The organism is Granulosicoccus sp. 3-233, from assembly GCF_052681095.1.
In genome coordinates, this window is record NZ_JBQYLE010000001.1 from 162,010 (window position 1) to 182,451 (window position 20,442).

Genomic DNA, 20,442 nt, shown 5'->3' on the forward strand with positions numbered 1-20,442 from the left:
CCCGAGCCTACAGTATCAGCGTCGCCAGCCCCAGAAAGGCCACCAGTCCGACCACGTCGGTGACCGTGGTCAGGGCAACACCACCGGCCAGCGCCGGGTCGATACCGAGCCGGCGCATCAGCATCGGCAGCATGGCCCCGGCATAGGCTGCCGTTACCAGGTTCACGACCAGTGCGGCACCGATGATCATGCCGATCTGCCGGTCGCCGAACCACAGCCACACCAGTCCGGCAATGATCAGTGCCCACAACACCCCGTTGAGCAGGCCGATGGCGACCTCGCGCGTCAGCAGGTCTCGCAGATTGCTCTTGTTGATCTGGTTGAGCGCCTGGCCGCGAATGACCAGGGTCAGCGTCTGGCTGCCGGCGATACCGCCCATGCTCGGCACCACACTCATCAACACCGCCAGGGTGACGATGCGCTCCAGGGTGCCTTCGAACTGGGCGATGACCCAGGAGGCCAGCAGTGCCGTCAGCAGGTTCACGCCCAGCCACAGCGCGCGCTTGCGGGTACTGCGAAAGATCGGCGCGAAGATATCGTCTTCCTGATTCAGACCTGCCATGCTCAGTACGGTCTGCTCGGCCTCTTCACGAATGACGTCAACCACGTCATCGATCGTGACACGACCGATGAGTCGGTTGTTGTCATCCACCACCGGTGCCGAGACCAGATCGAAATCCTCGAACACCCGGGCGACTTCACGCTGGGTGGTCAGTACGTGCAGGGGTTCGATCTTGCGCAGCGAGATATCGCTGACCAGGGTGTCACTGCTGTTGGTCAGCAACAGTCGCAGTGACAGCTCACCCAGGTAACGGCCATAGCGGTCGGTCACCCAGAGTCGGTCTGTCTGGCGCGGCATGGACCCACGACGCCGCAGATAGCGCAGCACCACATCCAGGGTCACATCACCGCGCACCGTGATCACGTCCAGGTTCATCAGGCCGCCGGCGCTGTCCTCCGGGTAGGCCAGTACCTGGTCGAGGCGCTCACGATCCTGACGGCCCATGCCGGCCAGCATCTCGGAGGTGAGCTGTTCGGGCAGCGACTGGACAAAGTCGGCCAGATCGTCAAGATCCAGCTGCTCGGTCGCCGCCACCAGCTCGTCCATGTCCATGTCGCGAACCAGGCTCTCGCGAACCTCATCGCCCACTTCCATGAGGATTTCACCTTCCAGCTCGGGATCGATGACATCCCACAGCAGGCGACGACGTACCGGTGGCAGTGATTCCAGGGCATCGGCGATCTCGGCCGGGTGCATGGCCAGCATGATCTTGCGAGCGGCCGAGACGGAGCCTTCGCTGATGTTTTCAGCCAGCGTGCTGGACTGCTGCTGCTGTTCGACTTCAGGTTCCATCAGTGGCTGTCCTGTCCGATCGGGTCCGGATGGTGTCTGGGGAGCAAGAATACGTCATGCTCAGTTGCTGGGGGCGGAGGCGTTTATCTTGTCGAGCTGGGCGAGCATCTCTTCGCTGCTGCGGGCTGCCAGCAGCGTGCTGACCTGTTTCTTCAGCGTTGCCCGCCGGCAGGTGATGAGATTCTTCTTGGTTTCCAGAATCAGGTTTGGTGGCATGCTGAATTCGGTCAGTCCCAATCCCAGCAACAGGCGCACATAGCGGGCATCTCCCGCCATTTCGCCGCACATGGCAACCGGAATGCCCGCCTTCTGACCCGCATCGATGGTGTTCTTGATCAGCGACAAGACCGCCGGGTGCATGGGATCGTACAGGTAGTCCACCTGGTCATCGATACGGTCGATGGCCAGCGTGTACTGGATCAGGTCATTGGTACCGATTGACAGGAAGTCCAGCTGGCGGGCAAATTGTTCGGCAGCTATGGCCGCTGCCGGTACCTCGATCATGCCGCCGACCAGCATGTTCTCGTCGAACTCGATGTTCTCGTCGCGCAGTGATTGCTTCACCTGACTGACCATTTCCAGGCACTGGGCAACCTCGGCCACATTCGTCAGCATGGGCAGCAGCATGTGGATGGGACCGCGCGCAGAGGCTCGCAGAATGGCGCGCAACTGCGGCAGGAACAACGAGGTGTCACTCAGGCACAGACGGATGCCTCGCAGACCCATGGCCGGATTGTGCGCCTGCGGCCGCGTCCGGCTGGCCATCTGCCCATCCACCTGCTTGTCTGCACCGAGGTCGGCGGTGCGGATGGTCAGAGTCTCGCCCTTGAGTGCGCGCAGCACCTTGGTGTAGACCTTGAAATGCTCCTGCTCGGTCGGCACCGTCTCACGGTTCATGTACAGGAATTCGGTACGGTAGAGGCCGACGCCCTTGGCGCTGACCCGTTTCAGTGCCTTCAGATCCTCTTCGATCTCGATATTGGCCATCAGCTTGAGCTGGACGCCATCGGCCGTCACGGCTTCGGTATCGATGAGCTTGGCCAGCTCGCGCTGGCGCAGTCGGGTTTCCTTCTGCTGGCGCCTGAAGTCGCTCAGCATCTCCTCGGTGGGTTCGGCCAGTACCATGCCCAGGCGACCATCCAGGGTGATCACTTCACCCGGCTTGATATACCGGCGGATATTGCTGACACCAACGATGGCGGGAATGCCCAGACTTCGGGCCAGGATGGCGGTATGCGACAACTGGCCACCGGTCTCGGTGACGAATCCTGCCACGCCGTGGTGCTGCATGCTGACGGTATCGGCCGGTGTCAGGTCGTCGGCCACGATGATCTGGCCTTTCCATTGTTCGGAGGCGACCACATTCTCGGCGCCATCGTCCAGGGCGCGCAGCACCGAATCGATGACGTGATTGACATCGTCGATGCGAGTGGCCAGGTAGCTGTCATCCATCGAGCCGAATGCCTTGATCAGCTCCTCGCGCTGCTGTTGCAGGGCGGCCTCGGCGTTGATCATCTCGCCCTTGATGATTTCCACGGGGCGCTGTGACAGCACGGCGTCATCGAGCATCAGAATGTGGGTTTCGATGAACGAGCTGACATCGCTCGGCGCATCCTTGGGGATATTGTCGCGGGCCATGAGCAGTTGCGCCCGCGCGTCCTTGACAGCGCGCTTGAAGCGCCGCACTTCTGCCGGAATGCCTTTCTTCAGCAGCGTGCGAGAAGTGACATCGATCTGATTGCGTCGCAGCAGATAGGCGTTGCCGATGGCAATACCGCGGGAGACGCCAATGCCGCTGAACATCAGACTCATGGCTACTCCTCTTCGTCGAACCGGCGGTTGATCAGATCGACAACGGCGGCCAGTGCATCTTCCTCGTCTTCCCCGTCGGCGGACACGGTGACCTTCGAGCCCATGCTGGCAGCCAGCATCATGACGCCCATGATGCTCTTGCTGTTGACACGCTGGCCATCCTTCTCGATATCGATACTGGCAGCAAAGGATGACGAGAGCTTGACAAGCTTGGCTGCTGCGCGTGCGTGCAGGCCCAGTTTGTTGATGATTTCGAGTTCTTGCTGGATCATAGTTCTCGATGTCGTCTGGAGACGTTGTCGCGCGCCTCGGCGAAATGGTCGGCAAGTCGATCGATCAGATAGACCGACCGATGGCGACCGCCGGTACAACCTACCGAGACGGTCAGATAGGCGCGATTCTCTGCTTCGAACAGCGGCAGCCAGCGTTGCAGAAAATCCCGGATGTGCTCGAACATGGCTTCGACGTCCGGCTGGTCCTGCAGGAAGCGGATGATCGGTTTCTCGCGTCCGGTGAATCGTCGCAGTTCCGGCTCCCAGTGCGGATTGGGCAGGCAGCGTACGTCGAACATGAAGTCGGTGCTGGCCGGGGTGCCGTGCTTGAAGCCGAAAGACTGGAAGATCAGTGCAAGACCGACCTGGGTCTTGCCCAGCACATAGGTGCGGATGATGTCGCGCAGTTCATGCAGGTTCAGTGCAGAGGTATCCACGACCAGTTCGGCGTCGGCCTTGACCGGATCCAGCAGGCGCGCCTCTTCGTCGATGGCACTGATCAGCGGCAGGTCCTGACTGCTGAGTGGATGCTTGCGGCGGGTTTCGGAAAAGCGCGTCACCAGGCGGGTGCGGTCGGTGTCCAGAAACAGCACCTCGACCTGCATGTCCTTGCGGGCCCGCAGCTCGGTCAACAGTCTCAGCAGATTGTCTGCCGAGGCGCGTTCGCTGCGCATGTCGATGCCGATGGCCAGCTTGGCATACAGCTGCGAGCCGCTGGCCAGCAGTTTGTCGATGAATTCGGACAGCAGGTAGGAGGGCAGATTGTCGATGCAGTAGAAGCCTTCGTCTTCCAGGGTGTGCAGAGCCACACTCTTGCCGGATCCTGACAGACCAGTGACTATGGTCAGGCGTGTCATGGTTCAGTTCTCCGTATCGGTACTGACGTCGGTGCCCGACTTGGGGCGTGGGCTGGGACGGCGCTTGCTCTGATGGGCGGCGATTGCCAGCGCTCGTTCCTGTTTGCTGACCAGATCCCTGGAGGCGCTGTAACCGCCGGCGCGCAATATCTGGTCGCGTATCGCGGCTTCGACCAGCACGGCCATGTTGCGTCCGGGAGCTACCGGTATCGTGCGTTTGGGTACCTTGACGCCCAGGACGACGCGAGTGCCGGACGGCTCGCTGATGCGATCACCGGCAATGGCCGCCAGATCCTTGTTGAAATCCTCGCCACTGACCGGCTTCAGGTGCACGATACAGCGCAGGATCTTGCGCGAGCGCGTATGTGCATCCCCGTACATCAGGGCGATGTTGAGCACACCGAGACCGCGTACTTCCAGAAAATCCTGCAGCAGGGGCGGGCACTGGCATTCGAGCGTCCCGGGCGCTATGCGGGTGAACTCCGGGGCGTCGTCCGCCACCAGGATGTGACCTCGACTGATCAGCTCCAGAGCCAGTTCGCTCTTGCCGACACTGGCATCCCCGGTGATCAGTACCCCGGTACCATGCACATCCATCATCACCCCGTGAATGATCTCGCGTTCGGCCAGCAGTTGAGTCAGCAGAAAGCGCATGCGGCTGTGCAACTGGCTGTAGTCTGCCGCCGAGCTCAGCAGGGCGATGTTCTCGCGTTCAGCCAGTTCGATGATGCTTTCGGGCGCCTGCAGCGAGTTGGAGACCACGATCACGTCGCAGGTGTTGGGCAGGGAATACTCGAAACGGCTGGCGTCGAGCACCGAGGCCTCGCTGAACAGGCGGACTTCGGCAGCGCCCAGCAACTGGATACGGTTGGGGCTGTTGAAATTGAGTGGGCCGAGCAGGCGAGGGCGGTCTACCGGGCCGGCGTCACGCGTCAGCATGCGCGAATGGGCGGCATGTCCGGCGGTCCAGGTCAGATCCAGATCCTTGTTCAGTGCCTGTACCGCCTCGCCAACGGTCAGCTGCCGGTAAGACATCAGGTGGAGACGGGCTGCAGGGACGTCAGGTGTTCGTAGAGTGCGTCTGGATCGTCGAAACCGCGCAGCGTGTCACGCAGTTCGGCGTCACTGAAACGTCGCGCCATCTGCGCCAGGATCTGCAGGTGTTCATCATTGCAATGTTCGGGAACCAGCAGACCGAACACGAGATCGACGGGTTGACCATCGACCGATTCGTAGTCGACGCCTTTTTCCAGCGTCACGAAGGCCGCAATGGGCTCCTCGATACTGGCCAGACGGCTGTGGGGCAGGCCGACACCGTGTCCCAGTCCGGTACTGCCCAGTCGTTCGCGGCTGATCAGCGCGTCCAGTATCTGCATGTCGCTGAGGGTATCCGCCGACTCCGCGGCCTTGTCGCTCTGTTTGCGTGACTTCCTGACCTTGCGGGGGCTGCTCTTTTCCTCGCCGCCTTCGGCGTCGTCGTCATTGACATCGTCTGTGGCATTTCTTGCCCGGAGAGACTCGCCCAGCAGTTCGGCCAGCGTCTGCAATGTGCGTTTCTTGCTCTGAATGCTGCAATGACAGCGTATGCGCTCGGGATCGAGCAGATCGGATAAATCCATGGGTGTAGAAGATTTGGCCACACTTTCAATGCTCGAAGACCCTGCCGATGATGTCGGACAGAGTCTTCGAGGGCTGCGAAAGCGCTATTGTGCGCTCTCGCTGTCAGGATTAAAAGTGTCAGGCCACTATTCGGGAACAGGGTCGCCTGTGCGGCGGTGCGCCTTGAGCTTTTCCTTGTGCCGGATCAGTTGACGATCCAGTTTGTCTGTCAGCAGATCGATGGCCGCGTACATGTCGGGCTCGGTGGTGTCTGCATACAGCTGCGTACCGGAAACCTTGATGGTTGCCTCGGCCTTCTGGCGTGATTTTTCTTCCACGGTAAGAATCACGTGGACTCCGAAAACGTTGTCGGAGTGTCTCTGGAGGCGTTCCATCTTGTCAGTCACATAGTTTCGCATCGAAGCGGTAACGTCGACGTGGTGACCGGTTACGGTTAAGTTCATGGGCATCTCCTGATGTTCAACAAAAGGTTCAACGATGAAGAGCGAGGGTCCGCGAAGGACCTCGCGGCAAGTAGGGACACATTGCGCGTCCCATATCTGTTCTATGGTCGATGGGGGGCAGACCCAATAGCTGGCCACGCTCTGTTGCGAATGTTTCTTCGCAGAGGGCTTGAGGCCATGTCAGGGTGTGCTTTTTCTGCATAAATCGTTTCAGTTCAATCGCTTGCGTTAGTTCGATGGCGGAATGGCCATGGATTCACGATACTTGGCAACGGTGCGTCGCGCAACCTGTATTCCTTCCTCGACTAACGTACTGGCTATCTTGCTGTCGGAAAGTGGCTTCGTGCAATCCTCGGCGGCTATGAATTTCTTGATCATGGCGCGAATGGCCGTGGCCGAGCATTCACCGCCATTGGCTGTGGATACATGGCTGGAGAAGAAGTACTTGAACTCGAAAATGCCGCGCGGGGTATGGATGTACTTGTGCGTGGTGACTCGCGAGATGGTGGATTCGTGCAGGCTCAGTTGCTCGGCGATGTCGCGCAGCACCAGCGGCTTCATGGCTTCATCGCCATATTCCAGAAAGCTGCGCTGGCGTTCGACGATGGCCGTGGCGACGCGTAACAGGGTTTCGTTGCGGCTCTGCAGGCTCTTGATGAACCAGCGAGCCTCCTGCAGATGGTTGCGCATGAAGTTGTTGTCTTCGCTCTTGTCGGCACGTTTGACCATGCCGGCATACAGGGCATTGATGCCCAGCCGGGGAGCGATGTCGGGGTTCAGCTCGACGCGCCAGACGCCCTTGATCTTCTTCACGAACACATCCGGCACGATGTACTGGTCATGATCATTCACCAGCTGCCGACCCGGGCGCGGGTTCAGACTGCGGATCAGTGTGATGGCTTCCTGCAGCACGTCGTCGTTGATCTTGAACAGACGACGCAGACGGGCGAAATCGTGGGCGGCGAGCAGGTCGAGGTGATCCTTGACGATGCCCATGGCGAGGGTGCGCAGCTCGGATACGGGTAGCTGGCTGAGCTGGATGCCCATGCATTCGCTGGCGTCACGAGCCGCACAGCCGGGTGGGTCCAGGTGCTGAACCAGATGCAGTACGGTCTCGAATTCGTCGAGTACATACATTTGGTCGACATCGGTGATGTCGCGGTTCAGACCGTCGAGCAGGACCTCGACGTCATCGATCAGGTAACCGTTGTTGTCCACGGCATCGATGATGGTTTCGGCAATTTCCTGATCCCGTTCGGACAGCGGGGCGAAGCGTATCTGTTCGTTCAGATGATCCTGAATGCTGGCCACGCCGGCGTTGTGAAACTCGGTGAAATCGCGGGATTCACCATCGCTGCCGGACGTGCCACTGCTGGAAGGCACCGCGGAATCGTAGATATCATCCCAGGCGCTGTCCACCGGAAGGTCTTCTGGCAGAACATCATCGGAGCTCTGCATGTTCTCGCCCACCAGCTCGGTTTCACCGGCAGCCTGCTTCTGTTCGGCGGCCGCGGTTTCCGCCTCACGGTTGGCTTCGCGTGTCTCGCGTGATTCATTGGCGAGATCCGCTTCACGGGGTTCGGAGCCTTCGTCTTCCTGCATCTCCAGCATGGGATTGCTTTCCAGAGCCGTCTGGATTTCCGTCTGCAGTTCGAGCGTGGACAGTTGTAACAGTTTGATTGCCTGCTGCAATTGAGGAGTCATGGCCAGGGACTGGCCCATCTTTATTTGCAGTGACTGTTTCATCGAATACGCGTCCGGTAAAAGGTGTCTGTAGTGAAAAACTACCAGCTGGATAGCAATTAACGCAATTTTCCCGCCGGTTGCGATACCGGCAGGGAAAACTTAAATGACAAATTGGTAATGTTTCATTTTCAAGACGTATTCTGCTGTTATTACAGGTAGATAGCGGCGGCGCACCACCTCAACTGATGGAAAAGCGGCATGAGTCATGACAACCGGCTGCGGTGTTGTGAAGCCAATCGCGCTCAGATCTGGAAGTTGTCACCCAGATACACCGATCGCACTTCCCGGTTTGCCAGCACGGTGTCCGGCGTGCCTTCGGCGATCAGCTTGCCGTGGCTGAGAATGTACGCTCGATCGCAGATGCCCAGTGTTTCGCGCACATTGTGATCCGTGATCAGCACGCCGATATTGCGTTCCTTCAGGTGGGTGATGATGCGCTGGATGTCGAGAATGGAAATGGGATCAACACCGGCAAACGGTTCATCGAGCAGAATGAAACCGGGGTCGGCAGACAGGGCCCGGGCTATTTCGACGCGGCGTCGTTCACCACCGGAAAGGCTGATGCCGAGGCTGTCCCTGATATGCGATATCTGCAGTTCCTCGAGCAGGGCTTCGAGCCGGTCATGGCGGGTTTCACGGTTCAGCTCCGGACGGGTTTCCAGAATGGCCATGATGTTCTGCGAGACGGTCAGTTGCCGGAACACGGAGGCTTCCTGCGGCAGATAACCGACACCCTTGCGGGCCCGGGCATGCATCGGAAAACGCGTGATGTCCTCGCCATCGAGCATGATCTGTCCCTGGTCAGGTCTGACCAGGCCCACCACCATGTAGAAGCAGGTGGTCTTGCCCGCGCCGTTGGGGCCCAGCAGACCGACCACATCGCCACTGTTCACGGACAGGGAGACGCCCTCGAGAATGCGGCGTTTCTTGTAGGCCTTGTGCAGGTCTCTGGCTTCGAGGGTCCGGAGGGCGGGAGGCTTGTCGAGCGCGTCTTGCCGGGTCACTGATCAGCGCCTGTGGGTGGTTGGATCTGGATGCTCACACGGCCTTCACTGGGGCCGCCTTCGGCACTGACTTTCTGGGTTCTGGCATTGAAGGTGATGCGTTCACTGACCAGTTCCTGACGCGGTTGGCTCAGAGTGGCCGTGCCTTCGAGAATCAGCGTGCCTGCCAGCGCATCATAGGTAATCTTCTGCGCCTCGCCGCTCATCAGCTCACCAGCCTCGTTCTGTTGCTCGAAACGGATCGGCGAGCCGGTGCCGGTGATGGCACTCAATGCGTTGTTTTTCAGTTCTATGGCAATCCGGTCGGCGGCAATGCGCATGGTGCCCTGGCTGATCTCGACATTACCGGTGAGAATCTGTGTGCCGGCCTTCTCATCGAACTCGGACTTGTCGGCGCGCACATCGATGGGCTGTTCCAGGTCGGATTCGCGCGCAAGACTCGGTGTCGCCTGCCACAGCGTGCCCAACAGCAGGCACATGGCCACTGCCTGCTGCCAGTGCTTGCCCGACTGGCGGCGCTTGTCGGATTGATTGTCAGTGTTCACGGGCCCGGTACCTCGTAGCGTCCGATGACGTCGGAAAGCAGGGTGAGCTTACCCTGATCAATGGCGGATTTCAGGCCATTGGCCTGCAGTCGCCAGGTGGGAGCACTGATCTCGATTCTTGCCTCGGTGCTCACTTCATTGGATTCGGTGGCAACCGTCAGGGTGCTGGTACGAATCGTCAGCGGGTCTGCAGTCTCTGCCTGTCGTTTGACGATGACATTGCCTTGCAGGGTGAACAGGTCAGGATCGGTATCGAACAGGCCACTGTCCGATTCGATCTGCCACTGCGCGCCTTCCCGGTGCAATTCGACCCGTGGTGAGGTGATTTCGGAGCGATCATCATGGGGATAGTGCGCCAGGGTGTCGCCTCTTACCGTGTACTCGATCTGACCGTTGGCATCGTATTTACGCGACTGGAAATCGGCCATGTAGTAGTCCGATCGCGTCTCGCGCATGTCGATGGTCTCTTCCACGACGAAGATTTCCGGTTCCTCGACATGATCGACCACAACGACGACGATGATCAGCAAAGGCAGCAACAGCCAGTATCGGGACAGTAGACGTGCAAGCATCGGCTCAGACAACTCCTGCGGCCAGCAAGGCATGCATGGTCACGACACCCTGCAGTCGTCGCCCATCGACCACCGGCAACGAGGTGATACGCAGCCTCTGCATCAGCGCCACGGCGTCGACTGCCAGTGATGTGTCGCTGATGGTGGCCGGGTCGGCAGTCATGACCGTACCGATGCTCGCGCTGTGAATGTCCACGCCGCGCTCGAGTGCGCGTCGCAGATCACCATCGGTGAAGATGCCGCAAAGCCGATCGAGCTCGTCGAGAACGGTGACCATGCCCAGTCCTCTGGAGCTGATTTCCATCAGTGCCGTCATCAGTGTTTCGCCTTGCCGGATGCTTGGACTGACATCCCTGCCCACCATGACATCGCTGACCCGCAACAGCAGACGCCTGCCCAGACGCCCGCCCGGGTGTGAGCGGGCGAAGTCCTGTTCGGTAAAGCCTCGTTCTCCCAGCAGGGCGATGGCCAGCGCGTCGCCGAAGGCCAGGGCTGCGGTGGTGCTGGCCGTGGGGGCCAGCCCCAGAGGACAGGCTTCGCGTTCGACGCGGGTGTCCAGAACGACGGTCGAGGCCCTGGCCAGGGGGGACTCCGGTTCGCCGCAGAGGCTGATCAGGGGCACGCCCATCTGGCGAATGCCGGGAATCAGTGTCAGCAACTCGCTGGAGCTGCCGGAATAGGACAGCGCCACGAGCACATCGTCGTCACGCAGCATGCCCAGATCGCCATGGCTGGCCTCGGCGGCGTGCACGAAGAAGGCAGGGCTGCCGGTGCTGGCGAATGTGGCAGCCAGTTTGGCCCCGATATGTCCCGATTTTCCGATGCCGCAGACCACGATCCGTCCGCGACAGGCAATCAGCAACTCGCAGGCCTGCACGAAGCGATCATCGAGGCGTTCTTCGAGCCGCGCCACGGCCTGCGCCTCGATGCGGATGACCGAGCGGCCGAGATCGAGCAGGGATGCGGGGTCGGGGCGCCGGGGCGGCGCTGAGTCTTGCGCGGCCATCGTTCAGTCGGTCAGCGACCCGGCGTCGGTAGCCTCGTCAGCCTTGTCCAGCGCATCGAGGCGATCCAGTTCATCGAGTTCGTCCAGTTCGTCGGCGTTGTCCAGCGCATCGAGGCGATCCAGTTCATCGAGTTCGTCCAGTTCGTCGGCGTTGTCCAGCGCATCCAGTTGGTCCAGCTCGTCCAGTTCATCCAGATCGTCAAGGCCATCGTCGGCGGTGCCGATTCGCACCTCACGCTTGCCATCCCAGGTGGCCGTGCGATGTTGTTGCACCCAGAAATCACGCAACAACAGGTAGGGGTCCAGCGCGGCCGTGTCAAGCAGATTGCCGGCCGACAGCAGGCGAGCCCGCAGGGCAACGACTTCCAGTGCCGTCAGACTGTAGCTGGTGGCGTTGTCATCGACGACATGACGCTGTATGTCGGTGGTGTAGAACTCGGAGACCAGGCCGGCGCTGGAGCGGGCGTTGTTGGGGCCAAGCAGCGGCAGCATCACGAACGGGCCTTCACCCAGGCCCCAGACGCCAAAGGTCTGTCCGAACGATTCATTGTGCTTCACCATGCCCGCCGGGGTGGCAAAATCCATGATGCCCAGTACACCGGCGGTGGAGTTGTACAGAAACCGGCCGGTATCGCTGCCGGCCTGACGGAACTTGCCCTGCAGCAGGTCATTGGCGATGACCGTGATGTCGTCAAGGTTACTGAAGAAGTTGCCGATACCCACTTCAACCGGGTCAGGCACTACATATCTGTAGCCTCTGGCCACCGGCTTGAGTATGGCGTTGTCCAGGGTCGTGTTGAAGCGATAGATCTTGCGGTTGATGTCTTCGTAGGGGTCGTACACCGGTCCGGTTGGCGGATTGCTGGCGCAAGCGGAGAGGGTCAGCATGGCCAGCAGGGTCACAAGAGGGCGGATGATTGTCGGCATTGCTGAAGTGTCAGAGTATCAAGAGATGGGAAGGGCGTGACCACGGTATTGTAGCCGACGCTGAGATTTCGATCGAAAAGCGGCGCGTTCAGTGTTTCGAGAACTAACCGTTTGACCAATCTTGCAATTCAAGAAGCAGACCTGAGTATGTCAAGCAAACTGTTACAATCTGACCGATCCGATTTCCGATGAGTTCCCCCGAAAAGATGTCAGATGATGGAACCACGCTGGTCCAGATCCGCGACTTGCACTTTTCCAGAGGTAGCAAGCCGATCTTCCGGGGACTGGATATCGACATTCCGCGCGGCAAGGTAACGACCATCATCGGTCCCAGTGGCACCGGCAAGACAACCCTGCTGAAGATGATCGGCGGCCAGCTGAAGCCTTCGCAGGGCAGCATTCACGTCGATGGGCAGCACGTGGGCAAGCTGCGGCGCGCCGAATTGTACGAGTTGCGCAAACGGCTGGGCATGCTGTTCCAGTCAGGTGCTCTGCTGACCGATCTGAGCGTATTCGAAAATGTGGCCTACCCGCTACGCGAACATACCGATCTGCCCGAGTCGCTGATCTCTCACCTGGTGCTGATGCGGCTGCATGCCGTGGGTCTGCGCGGTGCGCGGGATCTGTCACCCTCGGAACTGTCAGGAGGAATGGCGAGGCGTGCTGCGCTGGCCAGAGCTCTGGTGTTCGACCCCATGATGATCATGTATGACGAACCCTTTACCGGGCAGGACCCCATTTCCATGGGGGTCTTGCTGGAACTGATAAAGACCGTCAACGAAGCCTTGGGACTGACCAGTCTGATGGTATCGCACGATCTGAAGGAGGCGCTGTCCATCTCGGACTATGCCGTCATCATTTCCGAAGGGGTTGTGGTCGAGGCCGGCTCGCCGGAGCAGCTGGAGTCGTCCGAATCCGACTGGGTACAGCAGTTCCTGCAAGGTCAGCCGGATGGCCCGGTGCCGTTTCAGGTGGCCGCACCCGATTATGAGACCGATCTGATGGGCAAGCCCGGTGCCGGCTCGCAAGCCGAGGTGTCCCGATGATCGATTTCCTGCAACGCTTCGGGCGCACCTGGATCAACATGGTGGAGCGCCTCGGGCGCGCCACGCTGTTCCTGCTCAACATGCTGGGAGCACTGGGCTCTCTGTTCACGCGACCCTCTCTGCTGGTCAGGCAGCTTCATGCCTCCGGTGTCATGACGCTGTCCATCGTGCTGGTCTCGGGACTGTTCGTCGGCATGGTGCTGGCACTGCAGGCCTACAACACACTGATCGACTTCGGTCAGGAAAATCGTGTCGGCACCCTGGTGGCGCTGACGCTGGTTCGAGAGCTGGGTCCCGTGGTCACGGGCTTGCTGTTTGCCGGTCGGGCAGGATCGGCGATGACCGCCGAAATCGGTCTGATGAAAGCCACCGAACAGCTGTCCGGTCTCGAAATGATGGCGGTGGACCCCTACAAGCGGGTGTTTGCGCCACGATTTCTGGCGGGTTTTCTGGCCTTGCCCATGCTGGCGGCCATGTTCAGCGCTGTCGGAGTCATCGGTGGTCACCTGATTGGCGTCGAGGTGCTCGGTGTGGATGCGAGCGCCTACTGGTCCCAGATGCAGAATGCCACCAGTTTCTACAGCGACGTCGGCAACGGACTGGTCAAGGGGCTGGTGTTCGGATTTGTCGTTTCCTGGATTGCCATCTTCGAAGGGGCGGATTGCATCCCCACGTCCGAAGGTGTGAGCAGTGCCACCACCCGCACGGTGGTGTATTCGTCCCTGGCCATACTGGGTCTGGACTTCCTGCTCACAGCGGTCATGTTCTAGTCAAATATCAAGAGATCTCCAATGAATTCACGTGCAATCGAAGTGCTGGTAGGAGTGTTCATGCTCCTGTTTTTCGGTGCCATGTTCATACTGGCCATGAAGGTGAGTAACCTGACCAGCCTGACCAGCAGTGAGGGTTACACCCTGGTGGCGAAGTTCGAGAACGTGGGCGGGCTCAAGCCCCGGGCCTCCGTGGCCGCCAGTGGCGTAAAGGTGGGCGAGGTGGAAGCGATCAGCTACGACCCTGAAACCTTTGAGGCCAGTGTGACTCTGAGCATCGACGAGACCTTCAGCGATACCTTTCCGACTGATACCACAGCCAGCATCTACACCGCAGGTCTGCTGGGTGAGCAGTACATCGGATTGGATCCGGGAGCCGAGATAGACATGTTGCAGGATTCCGACGAGATTACACTCACGCAATCCGCAATCGTGCTGGAAAGGCTCATTGGTCAGGTACTGTTCAGTCGTTCAGGAGGAAGCTAGGCCCCGTGGTCCTGTTACCCGGGTGTCATCATTCTTCCAGGTACTCGACCGGCCGGCATTCGCACTACACAGACAAGGGAAGACGCAAGGCATGATCAAAAGAATCAGGATTTTTCTGGCAGCAATTGCACTGACAGTTGCCGGTGGCATCACCCAGGCTCAGGCTGCCGATCACCCGGCCCAGAAAATGGTTGTCAATGCCATTACTGCGATGCTGGATGTGCTCAAGAACGACGGCGACAGGATGAAGGCCGATCCCGACTACCTGCAAGCCAAGGTGGACGAGCTGATCGTGCCTCATCTGGATTTCGATACCATGACGAAGCTGGCTGTCGGCAAGTTCTGGCGGCGGGCGGATGCCGCACAGCAGACCGAACTGGTCAAGGAATTCAAGACACTGTTGCTCAACACCTATACCGGTGCGCTGACCGAATACAGTGGAGAAACCATCACTTTCGAGCCCTTCCGCCCGGAAGAGAGGGAAGATCGGGCCGTGGTACGCTCTACCTTCAGCCAGTCTGGCGGTAGCGATGTGCCGGTGATCTACAAGTTGCGGGAAAAGAACGGCTGGACCATCTACGATATCGAAGTCAATGCCATCAGCCTGGTGACCAGCTACCGGACGGCCTTTACCAACGAGATCGACAAGGGCGGCATCGATGGACTGCTGGCCACGCTCAAGGAGCGAAATGCCAGCTCATGAGTGACTCGTTTGCAATCGAGCAGACCGGCGAACGCTGTCTGATCACCGGTGTGCTCGATTTCACCACCGCCTCACAGGCGCTGGACAATCTGGGAGAGCTCGTTGCATCCAATGCGCAGCTGCAACTGGATTTTTCGCAGGTGGGCCGGTGCAACAGCGCTGCCCTGGCGCTGCTGATAGAACTCAGGGCGATTGCCCGCCAGCAGGGTCATCAGGTGAGTTTCACCGATGTGCCCGACGGCATTCGTCAACTGGCAAAGGTGTGTCAGGTAGACGATTTTATCTGAGATCGCTGTAAGCGATCCCGCTCGGCCTGCCCATCGGGGCAGGTCACACTGACATCAAGTCAGTTCGACTTCCTGCCGATATGCGGTTGCGGCCACTCGTTTCATCGATTGTCCGTCTGTCACCGGCAAGCGCAGGAAATTCGCATGATCCCTACCCGTGTTAGACGTACCGCCCTTGCGGTCTTTCTGGGCGTGGTCAGTAGCCTGTCACCACTTCAGGCACGGTTCGACCCGGAAATCGATGCTGCTGCCCGCCGTTACGTCGACGATCATGTCCGCCACTGGCTGACTGAGCGGATCATCATCGAGTCTGTTCTCGCTCAGAATCTGCGGCACGCCGATCTGGACCAGCAACGCGTGGATGCGCTGGACAAGTTGTGGAGCAAGCAGTCAGCGCGAGGCGGTCCGCTGATAGATGAAGTCCTTGGCAACTCCCTGTCGATGCATCTGCGGCGGATAGAGCGGCGGACCAATGGGCTGGTGACCGAGATACTCGTGATGGACAAGCTGGGACTGAATGTCGGGCTGAGTAACCTGACATCGGACTACTGGCAGGGCGATGAGGACAAGTGGCGCAAGACCTTTCTGGTCGGACCCGAGGCGATCTTCATTGATGAGGTGGATCTGGATGAATCGTCACAGCGCTACCAGACCCAGGTCAGCCTGCCTGTGGTCGATCCGGCCACAGGAAACGTGATCGGTGCCGTTACCGTAGGTATCGATGCCGAAGGTCTGTTGTTGTTGCAGGGCAGCTAGCGATGCAAGTCCCTGACGACCATGGGGCACTATCCGATCGGGGCAGTAATGAGTAATGCAGACACCATGAATATGGACATGACAGAGCCTGCCGATGCCGAGGCGCCTGAACAGATCTCCCTGCGCAGGGCTCGCAGCTCGGTCAGTCGCTTTCTGCTGATCACCACGGCTGTGTGCAGCATTCTGGGCTTTGCACTGGTTCTGGGGTTTTCCGCACGCAGCAATCACGCTCACAGTCTGCAGAGCGCGATGGCCAGTCATGACACCATCAGCCGCTTGCTGAGCGGGCAGATTGCAGGGGCACTGCGCTGGGACAAGGTTGCGGTCCTGGAGAATCTGCTGGCATCGTTGTCCACAGCCTCTGACAGGGAGGTCCTGATGCGTGTCCGCGTGCTGGATTCCCTGGGCGGCACCTGGTACGACTCCCTGTCCGGTGACGGGCAGGTTTCCGACCTTGCCAATGAACGAAGCGTAGCGGCGACGGGCAGCCCCGGGGCGGTTCCGCTGTCTGCAGAGTTCGAGAGGCATGCCCTGGCCTCGAACACGATGGAGAACGAGCTGGACAACAGCTTCTACCAGGTGGCAGTGCCGGTCACGATGGGCAGGAACCATGATCGCGTTGGCACCCTGATGCTGGTCTGGGATTTCAGGGGGATTGCCGCCGATATTCAAGCCGTGCTGATCAAGCAGTCGCTGCTCGCAGCGTTCACCCTGATGGTGTTGCTGCTGGTACTGTGGCGTGTCAATGCCGCCAGTGTGGTGAAGCCCTTGCGCATCATCACCGGGCAGATGCTCAGGCTTGCCGCGGGGGATACCTCGGTCAACATCGCCGGTCTGGCCCGACGGGACGAAATCGGCTCGATCGCCTCGGCCGTGAACATCTTCAGGAGAGACGCGCTGGCTGCCGCACAATTGCAGGAAGGGCAGCGCCTTGCAGAAAGGGAAGCTGCGGTGCAGAAAGAGCGGCTTCGCCAGGCCGAGCTCGAGGCACAGGCCGAGAAGCTCAGGCAGCTGGAAGCGGACAACCAGCGTGCCGAGGAAGAAGGCCGGCAGGCAAGCCAGTTGCGAGGTCGCATCGAGCATCTGCTGGCAGCGGTCGATCGCGCGGCACAGGGCGACTTCACCGGGGAGATCGACATCGGTCCCGTCGATGATGATCTGGCGCGTATCGCCAGGGCGATCAAGCACCTGTTCGATGACCTGAACTCCAGCTTTCTCGATATCAATCGCAATGTCCATGAGCTCAGTTGCGCCTCCGGCATGCTGACGTCCCTGAGTGAGTCGATCATGGCGAATGCCGGTGAGAACGCCATGCAGGTCAGCAGTGCCAGTGAAGTCACGCTGCAAGTCAGCTCTTCGATGGAGTCGGTCGCGTCGGCGACCGAGCAGGTCAGTGCGTCCATTCGGCAGATCGCGGCGCACGCCAGCGATGCGGCCACCGTGGCGTCCCGGGCGGTGCAGCTGGCAGAAAACACCGACGGCAGCATGCGCCAGCTGGCTGATTCATCAGCCGGAATCGGCAGTGTGATCAAGGTCATCACCTCGATTGCCGAACAGACGAATCTGCTGGCACTCAATGCCACGATCGAAGCTGCCCGCGCCGGCGAGGCCGGCAAGGGGTTTGCCGTGGTGGCCACCGAGGTCAAGGAGCTGGCCAAGGAGACGGCCAAGGCCACGGAGGAAATCGAGCAGCGCATCGCCTCGATTCAGGCTGATGCCGGTCAGGCTGTCGAAGCGATTGGCGGCATCAGTGTGATAGTCAGGCAGATCAGCGAAACCCAAGGCGACATTGCGACCTCGGTAGAGGAGCAGACGTCGGCCACGCGCGAGATCAGTCACAAGATCCAGGAGGCCACGTTGGGGAATGTGGAGATCAGCGATGTGATCGTCAATGTGTCGGATCAGTCCAGAGCCGATCAGACGTCGGCCATGGAAATCAACTCGGCGGCTCAGCAGTTGCGCGCTCTGGCGGTATCTCTGGAGGATACGCTGGCACGCTTTCAGTCGCAGGAAGGGATGGAGTCCCTGCGCCAGCAGGTTTGAGCCCCGAGTGCTGCGCGAACCTTGTCTTGCCACCATCAAAGGTCATGATTGATCAGTATCGGTACACCCTTTGTCCCGACTCCGGGTCAATCCGGCAACGTGGGCCTGATATAATTTCGGGTCTGTAGTCTGCCGACGGTGTCTTCCGGGGCAGGCTGTCGAACAGCCCTGTCTTCGTGCAGGCAAGTTTCCTCCCTGCACCGGCAAGATTGATGGACAAATTACTGATAGAAAGCAGCCCGCCATTATCGGGCGAAGTGCGTATTTCCGGCGCCAAGAATGCGGTGCTGCCGATACTGGCGGCTACTCTGCTGGGCAGCAGTACCTCCAGCCTGAGCAATGTGCCACATCTGAACGACGTCACCACCACCATGTCGTTGCTGGCACGCATGGGCTGTCAGATCACCATGGGTGACAACATGCGGGTCGATGTCGACCCGACTTCCATCAACGACTACACGGCAGCCTACGAGCTGGTGCGCACCATGCGAGCGTCCATTCTGGTGCTCGGACCGCTGGTGGCGCGCTATGGTCAGGCGGAAGTGTCACTGCCGGGTGGTTGTGCCATCGGGGCTCGACCGGTCAATCTGCATATCGAGGGTCTGCGGGCGCTGGGCGCCGAGATCTCGATCGATGGCGGCTACATTCGTGCGCGTGCCGGTCGACTGCAAGGCGCACGGATCGCATTCGACATGGTCACGGTCACCGGTACCGAAAATCTGCTGATGGCGGCAACGCTGGCGCGTGGCACCACGGTGCTGGAAAACGCAGCCCGCGAACCGGAGGTGGTCGATCTGGCCAACTACCTCATTGCCATGGGGGCGAAGATCAGTGGGGCCGGTACCAGCACCATCACCATCGAAGGGGTTGACGAGTTGCAGGGCTGCGAATACAGCGTGGTGCCCGATCGCATCGAAACCGGCACCTTTCTGGTAGGGGCTGCCGTCACCCGTGGCAAGATTCGCGTACGCAATACCGTGCCCGGCATCCTGACCGCAGTACTGGACAAGCTGAGCGAATGCGGCGCCGACATCACGACCGGTGAAGACTGGATCGAACTGGACATGCATGGTCAGCGGCCACGCTCCGTGAGCATCACCACCGCGCCCTATCCGGATTTTCCGACTGACATGCAGGCGCAGTTCTGTGTCCTGAATGCGCTGGCCGAAGGCACGGCAAGGATCACCGAAACCGTGTTCGAGAATCGCTTCATGCACATCAACGAGCTGCAGCGCATGGGCGCGGACATGACCATCGATGGCAACTCGGTGACCATTCGCGGCGTGGAACGCCTCACCGGTGCACCGGTCATGGCCACCGACCTGCGGGCCTCAGCCAGTCTCATCCTGGCGGCGCTGATGGCCGATGGAGAGACCACCGTGCGCCGCGTCTATCATATCGATCGCGGATACGAGCGCATCGAAGAGAAATTTCACCAGCTGGGTGCCGAAATCCGGCGAGTACCAGACAAATGACACTAGATACTGGCAGACGCCTGCGAATTGCCCTGTCAAAGGGGCGCATATTCGATGAAACCCTGCCGCTGTTCGAGGCGGCCGGCATCCGCCCGTCGGAAGATCCGGAAAAGTCGCGCAAGCTGATATTGCCCAGCAGTGAGCCGGATGTCGAATTCCTGATCGTGCGTGCCAGCGATGTGCCCACCTATGTCCAGCATGGCGGTGCGGATCTGGGGGTGGTCGGCAAGGATGTGTTGATGGAGCACGGTGCCGAAGGTGTGCTGGAGCCTCTCGATCTGCGGATTGCCCGCTGCAAGCTCATGGTGGCCGGCTTTCCCGACACCGATCTGGATTCCAGCCGGCGTTTCCGGGTAGCCACCAAGTTCACCGAATGTGCTCGCCGGCATTTTGCCAGCAAGGGCCGTCAGGTGGAGATCATCAAGCTGTACGGTTCCATGGAGCTGGCGCCGCTGGTTGGTCTGAGCGAACTGATCGTGGATGTCGTGGACACCGGTTCGACCCTGCGCGCCAATGGCCTGGTGCCACTGGAGCATATCAGCGACATCAGTTCCCGACTGATCGTCAACCGGGCGTCCATGAAAATACGCCATGCCCGTATCAGTGAGATAATCGAACGCATATCCAGTGCGGTAGAGCCGGTCACAGGCTAGTCCATTCATTGCCCTTGCCACATCTGGGGTGGCAAGGCTGTATCCAATTCAGGTGGTAATCCCCT

22 protein-coding genes are annotated in these 20,442 nt (G+C 60.0%); 9 read left to right on the forward strand and 13 right to left on the reverse strand.

Features of this window, described 5'->3' with window-relative positions:
- Positions 1–7: 7 nt before the first annotated feature.
- The 13 genes from mgtE to ACUNV4_RS00800 all read right to left on the reverse strand — a co-directional run bounded on the left by mgtE (position 8) and on the right by ACUNV4_RS00800 (position 12,158).
- The gene (gene mgtE / locus ACUNV4_RS00740; protein ID WP_430876565.1) at positions 8–1,354 is read right to left on the reverse strand and encodes a magnesium transporter; all 1,347 of its coding nucleotides are present in this window, start codon (positions 1,352–1,354) and stop codon (positions 8–10) included.
- A 60-nt stretch (positions 1,355–1,414) separates the two neighbouring features.
- Positions 1,415–3,166 (reverse strand): phosphoenolpyruvate--protein phosphotransferase, encoded by a 1,752-nt coding sequence (gene ptsP, locus ACUNV4_RS00745; protein WP_430876566.1) that lies wholly within the window; start codon positions 3,164–3,166, stop codon positions 1,415–1,417.
- Positions 3,167–3,168: 2 nt separating this feature from the next.
- Positions 3,169–3,438: an HPr family phosphocarrier protein gene (locus ACUNV4_RS00750; RefSeq protein WP_430876567.1), complete on the reverse strand. Its 270-nt coding sequence runs from the start codon at positions 3,436–3,438 to the stop codon at positions 3,169–3,171.
- On the reverse strand, positions 3,435–4,295 hold the full coding sequence (rapZ, locus tag ACUNV4_RS00755) for an RNase adapter RapZ (protein ID WP_430876568.1): 861 nt from the start codon (positions 4,293–4,295) through the stop codon (positions 3,435–3,437). The genes ACUNV4_RS00750 and rapZ overlap by 4 nt, the downstream gene beginning before the upstream one ends.
- Positions 4,296–4,298: 3 nt before the next feature.
- Positions 4,299–5,330 (reverse strand): HPr(Ser) kinase/phosphatase, encoded by a 1,032-nt coding sequence (gene hprK, locus ACUNV4_RS00760; protein WP_430876569.1) that lies wholly within the window; start codon positions 5,328–5,330, stop codon positions 4,299–4,301.
- Positions 5,330–5,914 carry a PTS sugar transporter subunit IIA gene (locus ACUNV4_RS00765; protein ID WP_430876570.1) on the reverse strand — a complete coding sequence of 195 codons (585 nt, stop codon included), beginning with the start codon at positions 5,912–5,914 and terminating at the stop codon, positions 5,330–5,332. The genes hprK and ACUNV4_RS00765 overlap by 1 nt, the downstream gene beginning before the upstream one ends.
- Before the next feature lie 126 nt (positions 5,915–6,040).
- Entirely contained in the window at positions 6,041–6,358 is a 318-nt protein-coding gene (gene hpf, locus ACUNV4_RS00770; RefSeq protein WP_430876571.1) for a ribosome hibernation-promoting factor, HPF/YfiA family, read from the reverse strand.
- A gap of 228 nt (positions 6,359–6,586) precedes the next feature.
- Positions 6,587–8,104 carry an RNA polymerase factor sigma-54 gene (locus tag ACUNV4_RS00775; protein WP_430876572.1) on the reverse strand — a complete coding sequence of 506 codons (1,518 nt, stop codon included), beginning with the start codon at positions 8,102–8,104 and terminating at the stop codon, positions 6,587–6,589.
- A gap of 242 nt (positions 8,105–8,346) precedes the next feature.
- Positions 8,347–9,108 carry an LPS export ABC transporter ATP-binding protein gene (gene lptB / locus ACUNV4_RS00780; protein ID WP_430876573.1) on the reverse strand — a complete coding sequence of 254 codons (762 nt, stop codon included), beginning with the start codon at positions 9,106–9,108 and terminating at the stop codon, positions 8,347–8,349.
- Positions 9,105–9,653, reverse strand: coding sequence for a lipopolysaccharide transport periplasmic protein LptA (gene lptA / locus ACUNV4_RS00785; RefSeq protein WP_430876574.1), 549 nt, complete (start codon positions 9,651–9,653; stop codon positions 9,105–9,107). The genes lptB and lptA overlap by 4 nt, the downstream gene beginning before the upstream one ends.
- Entirely contained in the window at positions 9,650–10,225 is a 576-nt protein-coding gene (gene lptC, locus ACUNV4_RS00790) for an LPS export ABC transporter periplasmic protein LptC (RefSeq protein WP_430876575.1), read from the reverse strand. The genes lptA and lptC overlap by 4 nt, the downstream gene beginning before the upstream one ends.
- Positions 10,226–10,229: 4 nt before the next feature.
- A complete protein-coding gene (locus ACUNV4_RS00795; protein ID WP_430876576.1) occupies positions 10,230–11,231 on the reverse strand; it encodes a KpsF/GutQ family sugar-phosphate isomerase in 1,002 nt (333 codons plus the stop codon).
- Positions 11,232–11,234: 3 nt separating this feature from the next.
- Positions 11,235–12,158: an MlaA family lipoprotein gene (locus ACUNV4_RS00800; protein WP_430876577.1), complete on the reverse strand. Its 924-nt coding sequence runs from the start codon at positions 12,156–12,158 to the stop codon at positions 11,235–11,237.
- A gap of 188 nt (positions 12,159–12,346) precedes the next feature.
- On the opposite strand from ACUNV4_RS00800, the gene ACUNV4_RS00805 reads away from it, so the two are divergent.
- From ACUNV4_RS00805 to hisG, 9 genes are all read left to right on the forward strand, one after another.
- Positions 12,347–13,204 (forward strand): ABC transporter ATP-binding protein, encoded by an 858-nt coding sequence (locus ACUNV4_RS00805; RefSeq protein ID WP_430876578.1) that lies wholly within the window; start codon positions 12,347–12,349, stop codon positions 13,202–13,204.
- Positions 13,201–13,974 (forward strand): lipid asymmetry maintenance ABC transporter permease subunit MlaE, encoded by a 774-nt coding sequence (mlaE, locus tag ACUNV4_RS00810; protein ID WP_430876579.1) that lies wholly within the window; start codon positions 13,201–13,203, stop codon positions 13,972–13,974. Before ACUNV4_RS00805 ends, mlaE begins: the two co-directional genes overlap by 4 nt.
- A gap of 21 nt (positions 13,975–13,995) precedes the next feature.
- Positions 13,996–14,460 carry an outer membrane lipid asymmetry maintenance protein MlaD gene (mlaD, locus tag ACUNV4_RS00815; protein ID WP_430876580.1) on the forward strand — a complete coding sequence of 155 codons (465 nt, stop codon included), beginning with the start codon at positions 13,996–13,998 and terminating at the stop codon, positions 14,458–14,460.
- Positions 14,461–14,551: 91 nt separating this feature from the next.
- A complete protein-coding gene (locus ACUNV4_RS00820) occupies positions 14,552–15,163 on the forward strand; it encodes an MlaC/ttg2D family ABC transporter substrate-binding protein (protein ID WP_430876581.1) in 612 nt (203 codons plus the stop codon).
- Positions 15,160–15,450 carry an STAS domain-containing protein gene (locus ACUNV4_RS00825; protein WP_430876582.1) on the forward strand — a complete coding sequence of 97 codons (291 nt, stop codon included), beginning with the start codon at positions 15,160–15,162 and terminating at the stop codon, positions 15,448–15,450. Before ACUNV4_RS00820 ends, ACUNV4_RS00825 begins: the two co-directional genes overlap by 4 nt.
- Before the next feature lie 144 nt (positions 15,451–15,594).
- Positions 15,595–16,206 (forward strand): hypothetical protein, encoded by a 612-nt coding sequence (locus ACUNV4_RS00830; RefSeq protein WP_430876583.1) that lies wholly within the window; start codon positions 15,595–15,597, stop codon positions 16,204–16,206.
- Between the two features lie 48 nt (positions 16,207–16,254).
- Positions 16,255–18,249: a methyl-accepting chemotaxis protein gene (locus ACUNV4_RS00835; RefSeq protein WP_430876584.1), complete on the forward strand. Its 1,995-nt coding sequence runs from the start codon at positions 16,255–16,257 to the stop codon at positions 18,247–18,249.
- A 212-nt stretch (positions 18,250–18,461) separates the two neighbouring features.
- Positions 18,462–19,724, forward strand: a complete 1,263-nt coding sequence (murA, locus tag ACUNV4_RS00840) for a UDP-N-acetylglucosamine 1-carboxyvinyltransferase (RefSeq protein WP_430876585.1) — start codon at positions 18,462–18,464, stop codon at positions 19,722–19,724.
- A complete protein-coding gene (gene hisG / locus ACUNV4_RS00845; protein WP_430876586.1) occupies positions 19,721–20,377 on the forward strand; it encodes an ATP phosphoribosyltransferase in 657 nt (218 codons plus the stop codon). The genes murA and hisG overlap by 4 nt, the downstream gene beginning before the upstream one ends.
- The last annotated feature ends 65 nt before the right edge of the window (positions 20,378–20,442 follow it).

What these genes read in the sequence shown, in the direction of transcription:
- ACUNV4_RS00825 (WP_430876582.1), top strand. Translation starts at nt 15,160, where the DNA reads ATGAGTGACTCGTTTGCAATCGAGCAGACCGGCGAACGCTGTCTGATC.
- ptsP (WP_430876566.1), bottom strand. Translation starts at nt 3,166, where the DNA reads ATGAGTCTGATGTTCAGCGGCATTGGCGTCTCCCGCGGTATTGCCATC.
- ACUNV4_RS00775 (WP_430876572.1), bottom strand. Translation starts at nt 8,104, where the DNA reads ATGAAACAGTCACTGCAAATAAAGATGGGCCAGTCCCTGGCCATGACT.
- ACUNV4_RS00830 (WP_430876583.1), top strand. Translation starts at nt 15,595, where the DNA reads ATGATCCCTACCCGTGTTAGACGTACCGCCCTTGCGGTCTTTCTGGGC.
- mgtE (WP_430876565.1), bottom strand. Translation starts at nt 1,354, where the DNA reads ATGGAACCTGAAGTCGAACAGCAGCAGCAGTCCAGCACGCTGGCTGAA.
- murA (WP_430876585.1), top strand. Translation starts at nt 18,462, where the DNA reads ATGGACAAATTACTGATAGAAAGCAGCCCGCCATTATCGGGCGAAGTG.
- lptC (WP_430876575.1), bottom strand. Translation starts at nt 10,225, where the DNA reads ATGCTTGCACGTCTACTGTCCCGATACTGGCTGTTGCTGCCTTTGCTG.
- mlaD (WP_430876580.1), top strand. Translation starts at nt 13,996, where the DNA reads ATGAATTCACGTGCAATCGAAGTGCTGGTAGGAGTGTTCATGCTCCTG.
- ACUNV4_RS00750 (WP_430876567.1), bottom strand. Translation starts at nt 3,438, where the DNA reads ATGATCCAGCAAGAACTCGAAATCATCAACAAACTGGGCCTGCACGCA.
- ACUNV4_RS00765 (WP_430876570.1), bottom strand. Translation starts at nt 5,914, where the DNA reads ATGGATTTATCCGATCTGCTCGATCCCGAGCGCATACGCTGTCATTGC.
- ACUNV4_RS00835 (WP_430876584.1), top strand. Translation starts at nt 16,255, where the DNA reads ATGAGTAATGCAGACACCATGAATATGGACATGACAGAGCCTGCCGAT.
- ACUNV4_RS00805 (WP_430876578.1), top strand. Translation starts at nt 12,347, where the DNA reads ATGAGTTCCCCCGAAAAGATGTCAGATGATGGAACCACGCTGGTCCAG.
- ACUNV4_RS00820 (WP_430876581.1), top strand. Translation starts at nt 14,552, where the DNA reads ATGATCAAAAGAATCAGGATTTTTCTGGCAGCAATTGCACTGACAGTT.
- ACUNV4_RS00795 (WP_430876576.1), bottom strand. Translation starts at nt 11,231, where the DNA reads ATGGCCGCGCAAGACTCAGCGCCGCCCCGGCGCCCCGACCCCGCATCC.
- hpf (WP_430876571.1), bottom strand. Translation starts at nt 6,358, where the DNA reads ATGAACTTAACCGTAACCGGTCACCACGTCGACGTTACCGCTTCGATG.
- rapZ (WP_430876568.1), bottom strand. Translation starts at nt 4,295, where the DNA reads ATGACACGCCTGACCATAGTCACTGGTCTGTCAGGATCCGGCAAGAGT.
- hisG (WP_430876586.1), top strand. Translation starts at nt 19,721, where the DNA reads ATGACACTAGATACTGGCAGACGCCTGCGAATTGCCCTGTCAAAGGGG.
- ACUNV4_RS00800 (WP_430876577.1), bottom strand. Translation starts at nt 12,158, where the DNA reads ATGCCGACAATCATCCGCCCTCTTGTGACCCTGCTGGCCATGCTGACC.
- hprK (WP_430876569.1), bottom strand. Translation starts at nt 5,330, where the DNA reads ATGTCTTACCGGCAGCTGACCGTTGGCGAGGCGGTACAGGCACTGAAC.
- mlaE (WP_430876579.1), top strand. Translation starts at nt 13,201, where the DNA reads ATGATCGATTTCCTGCAACGCTTCGGGCGCACCTGGATCAACATGGTG.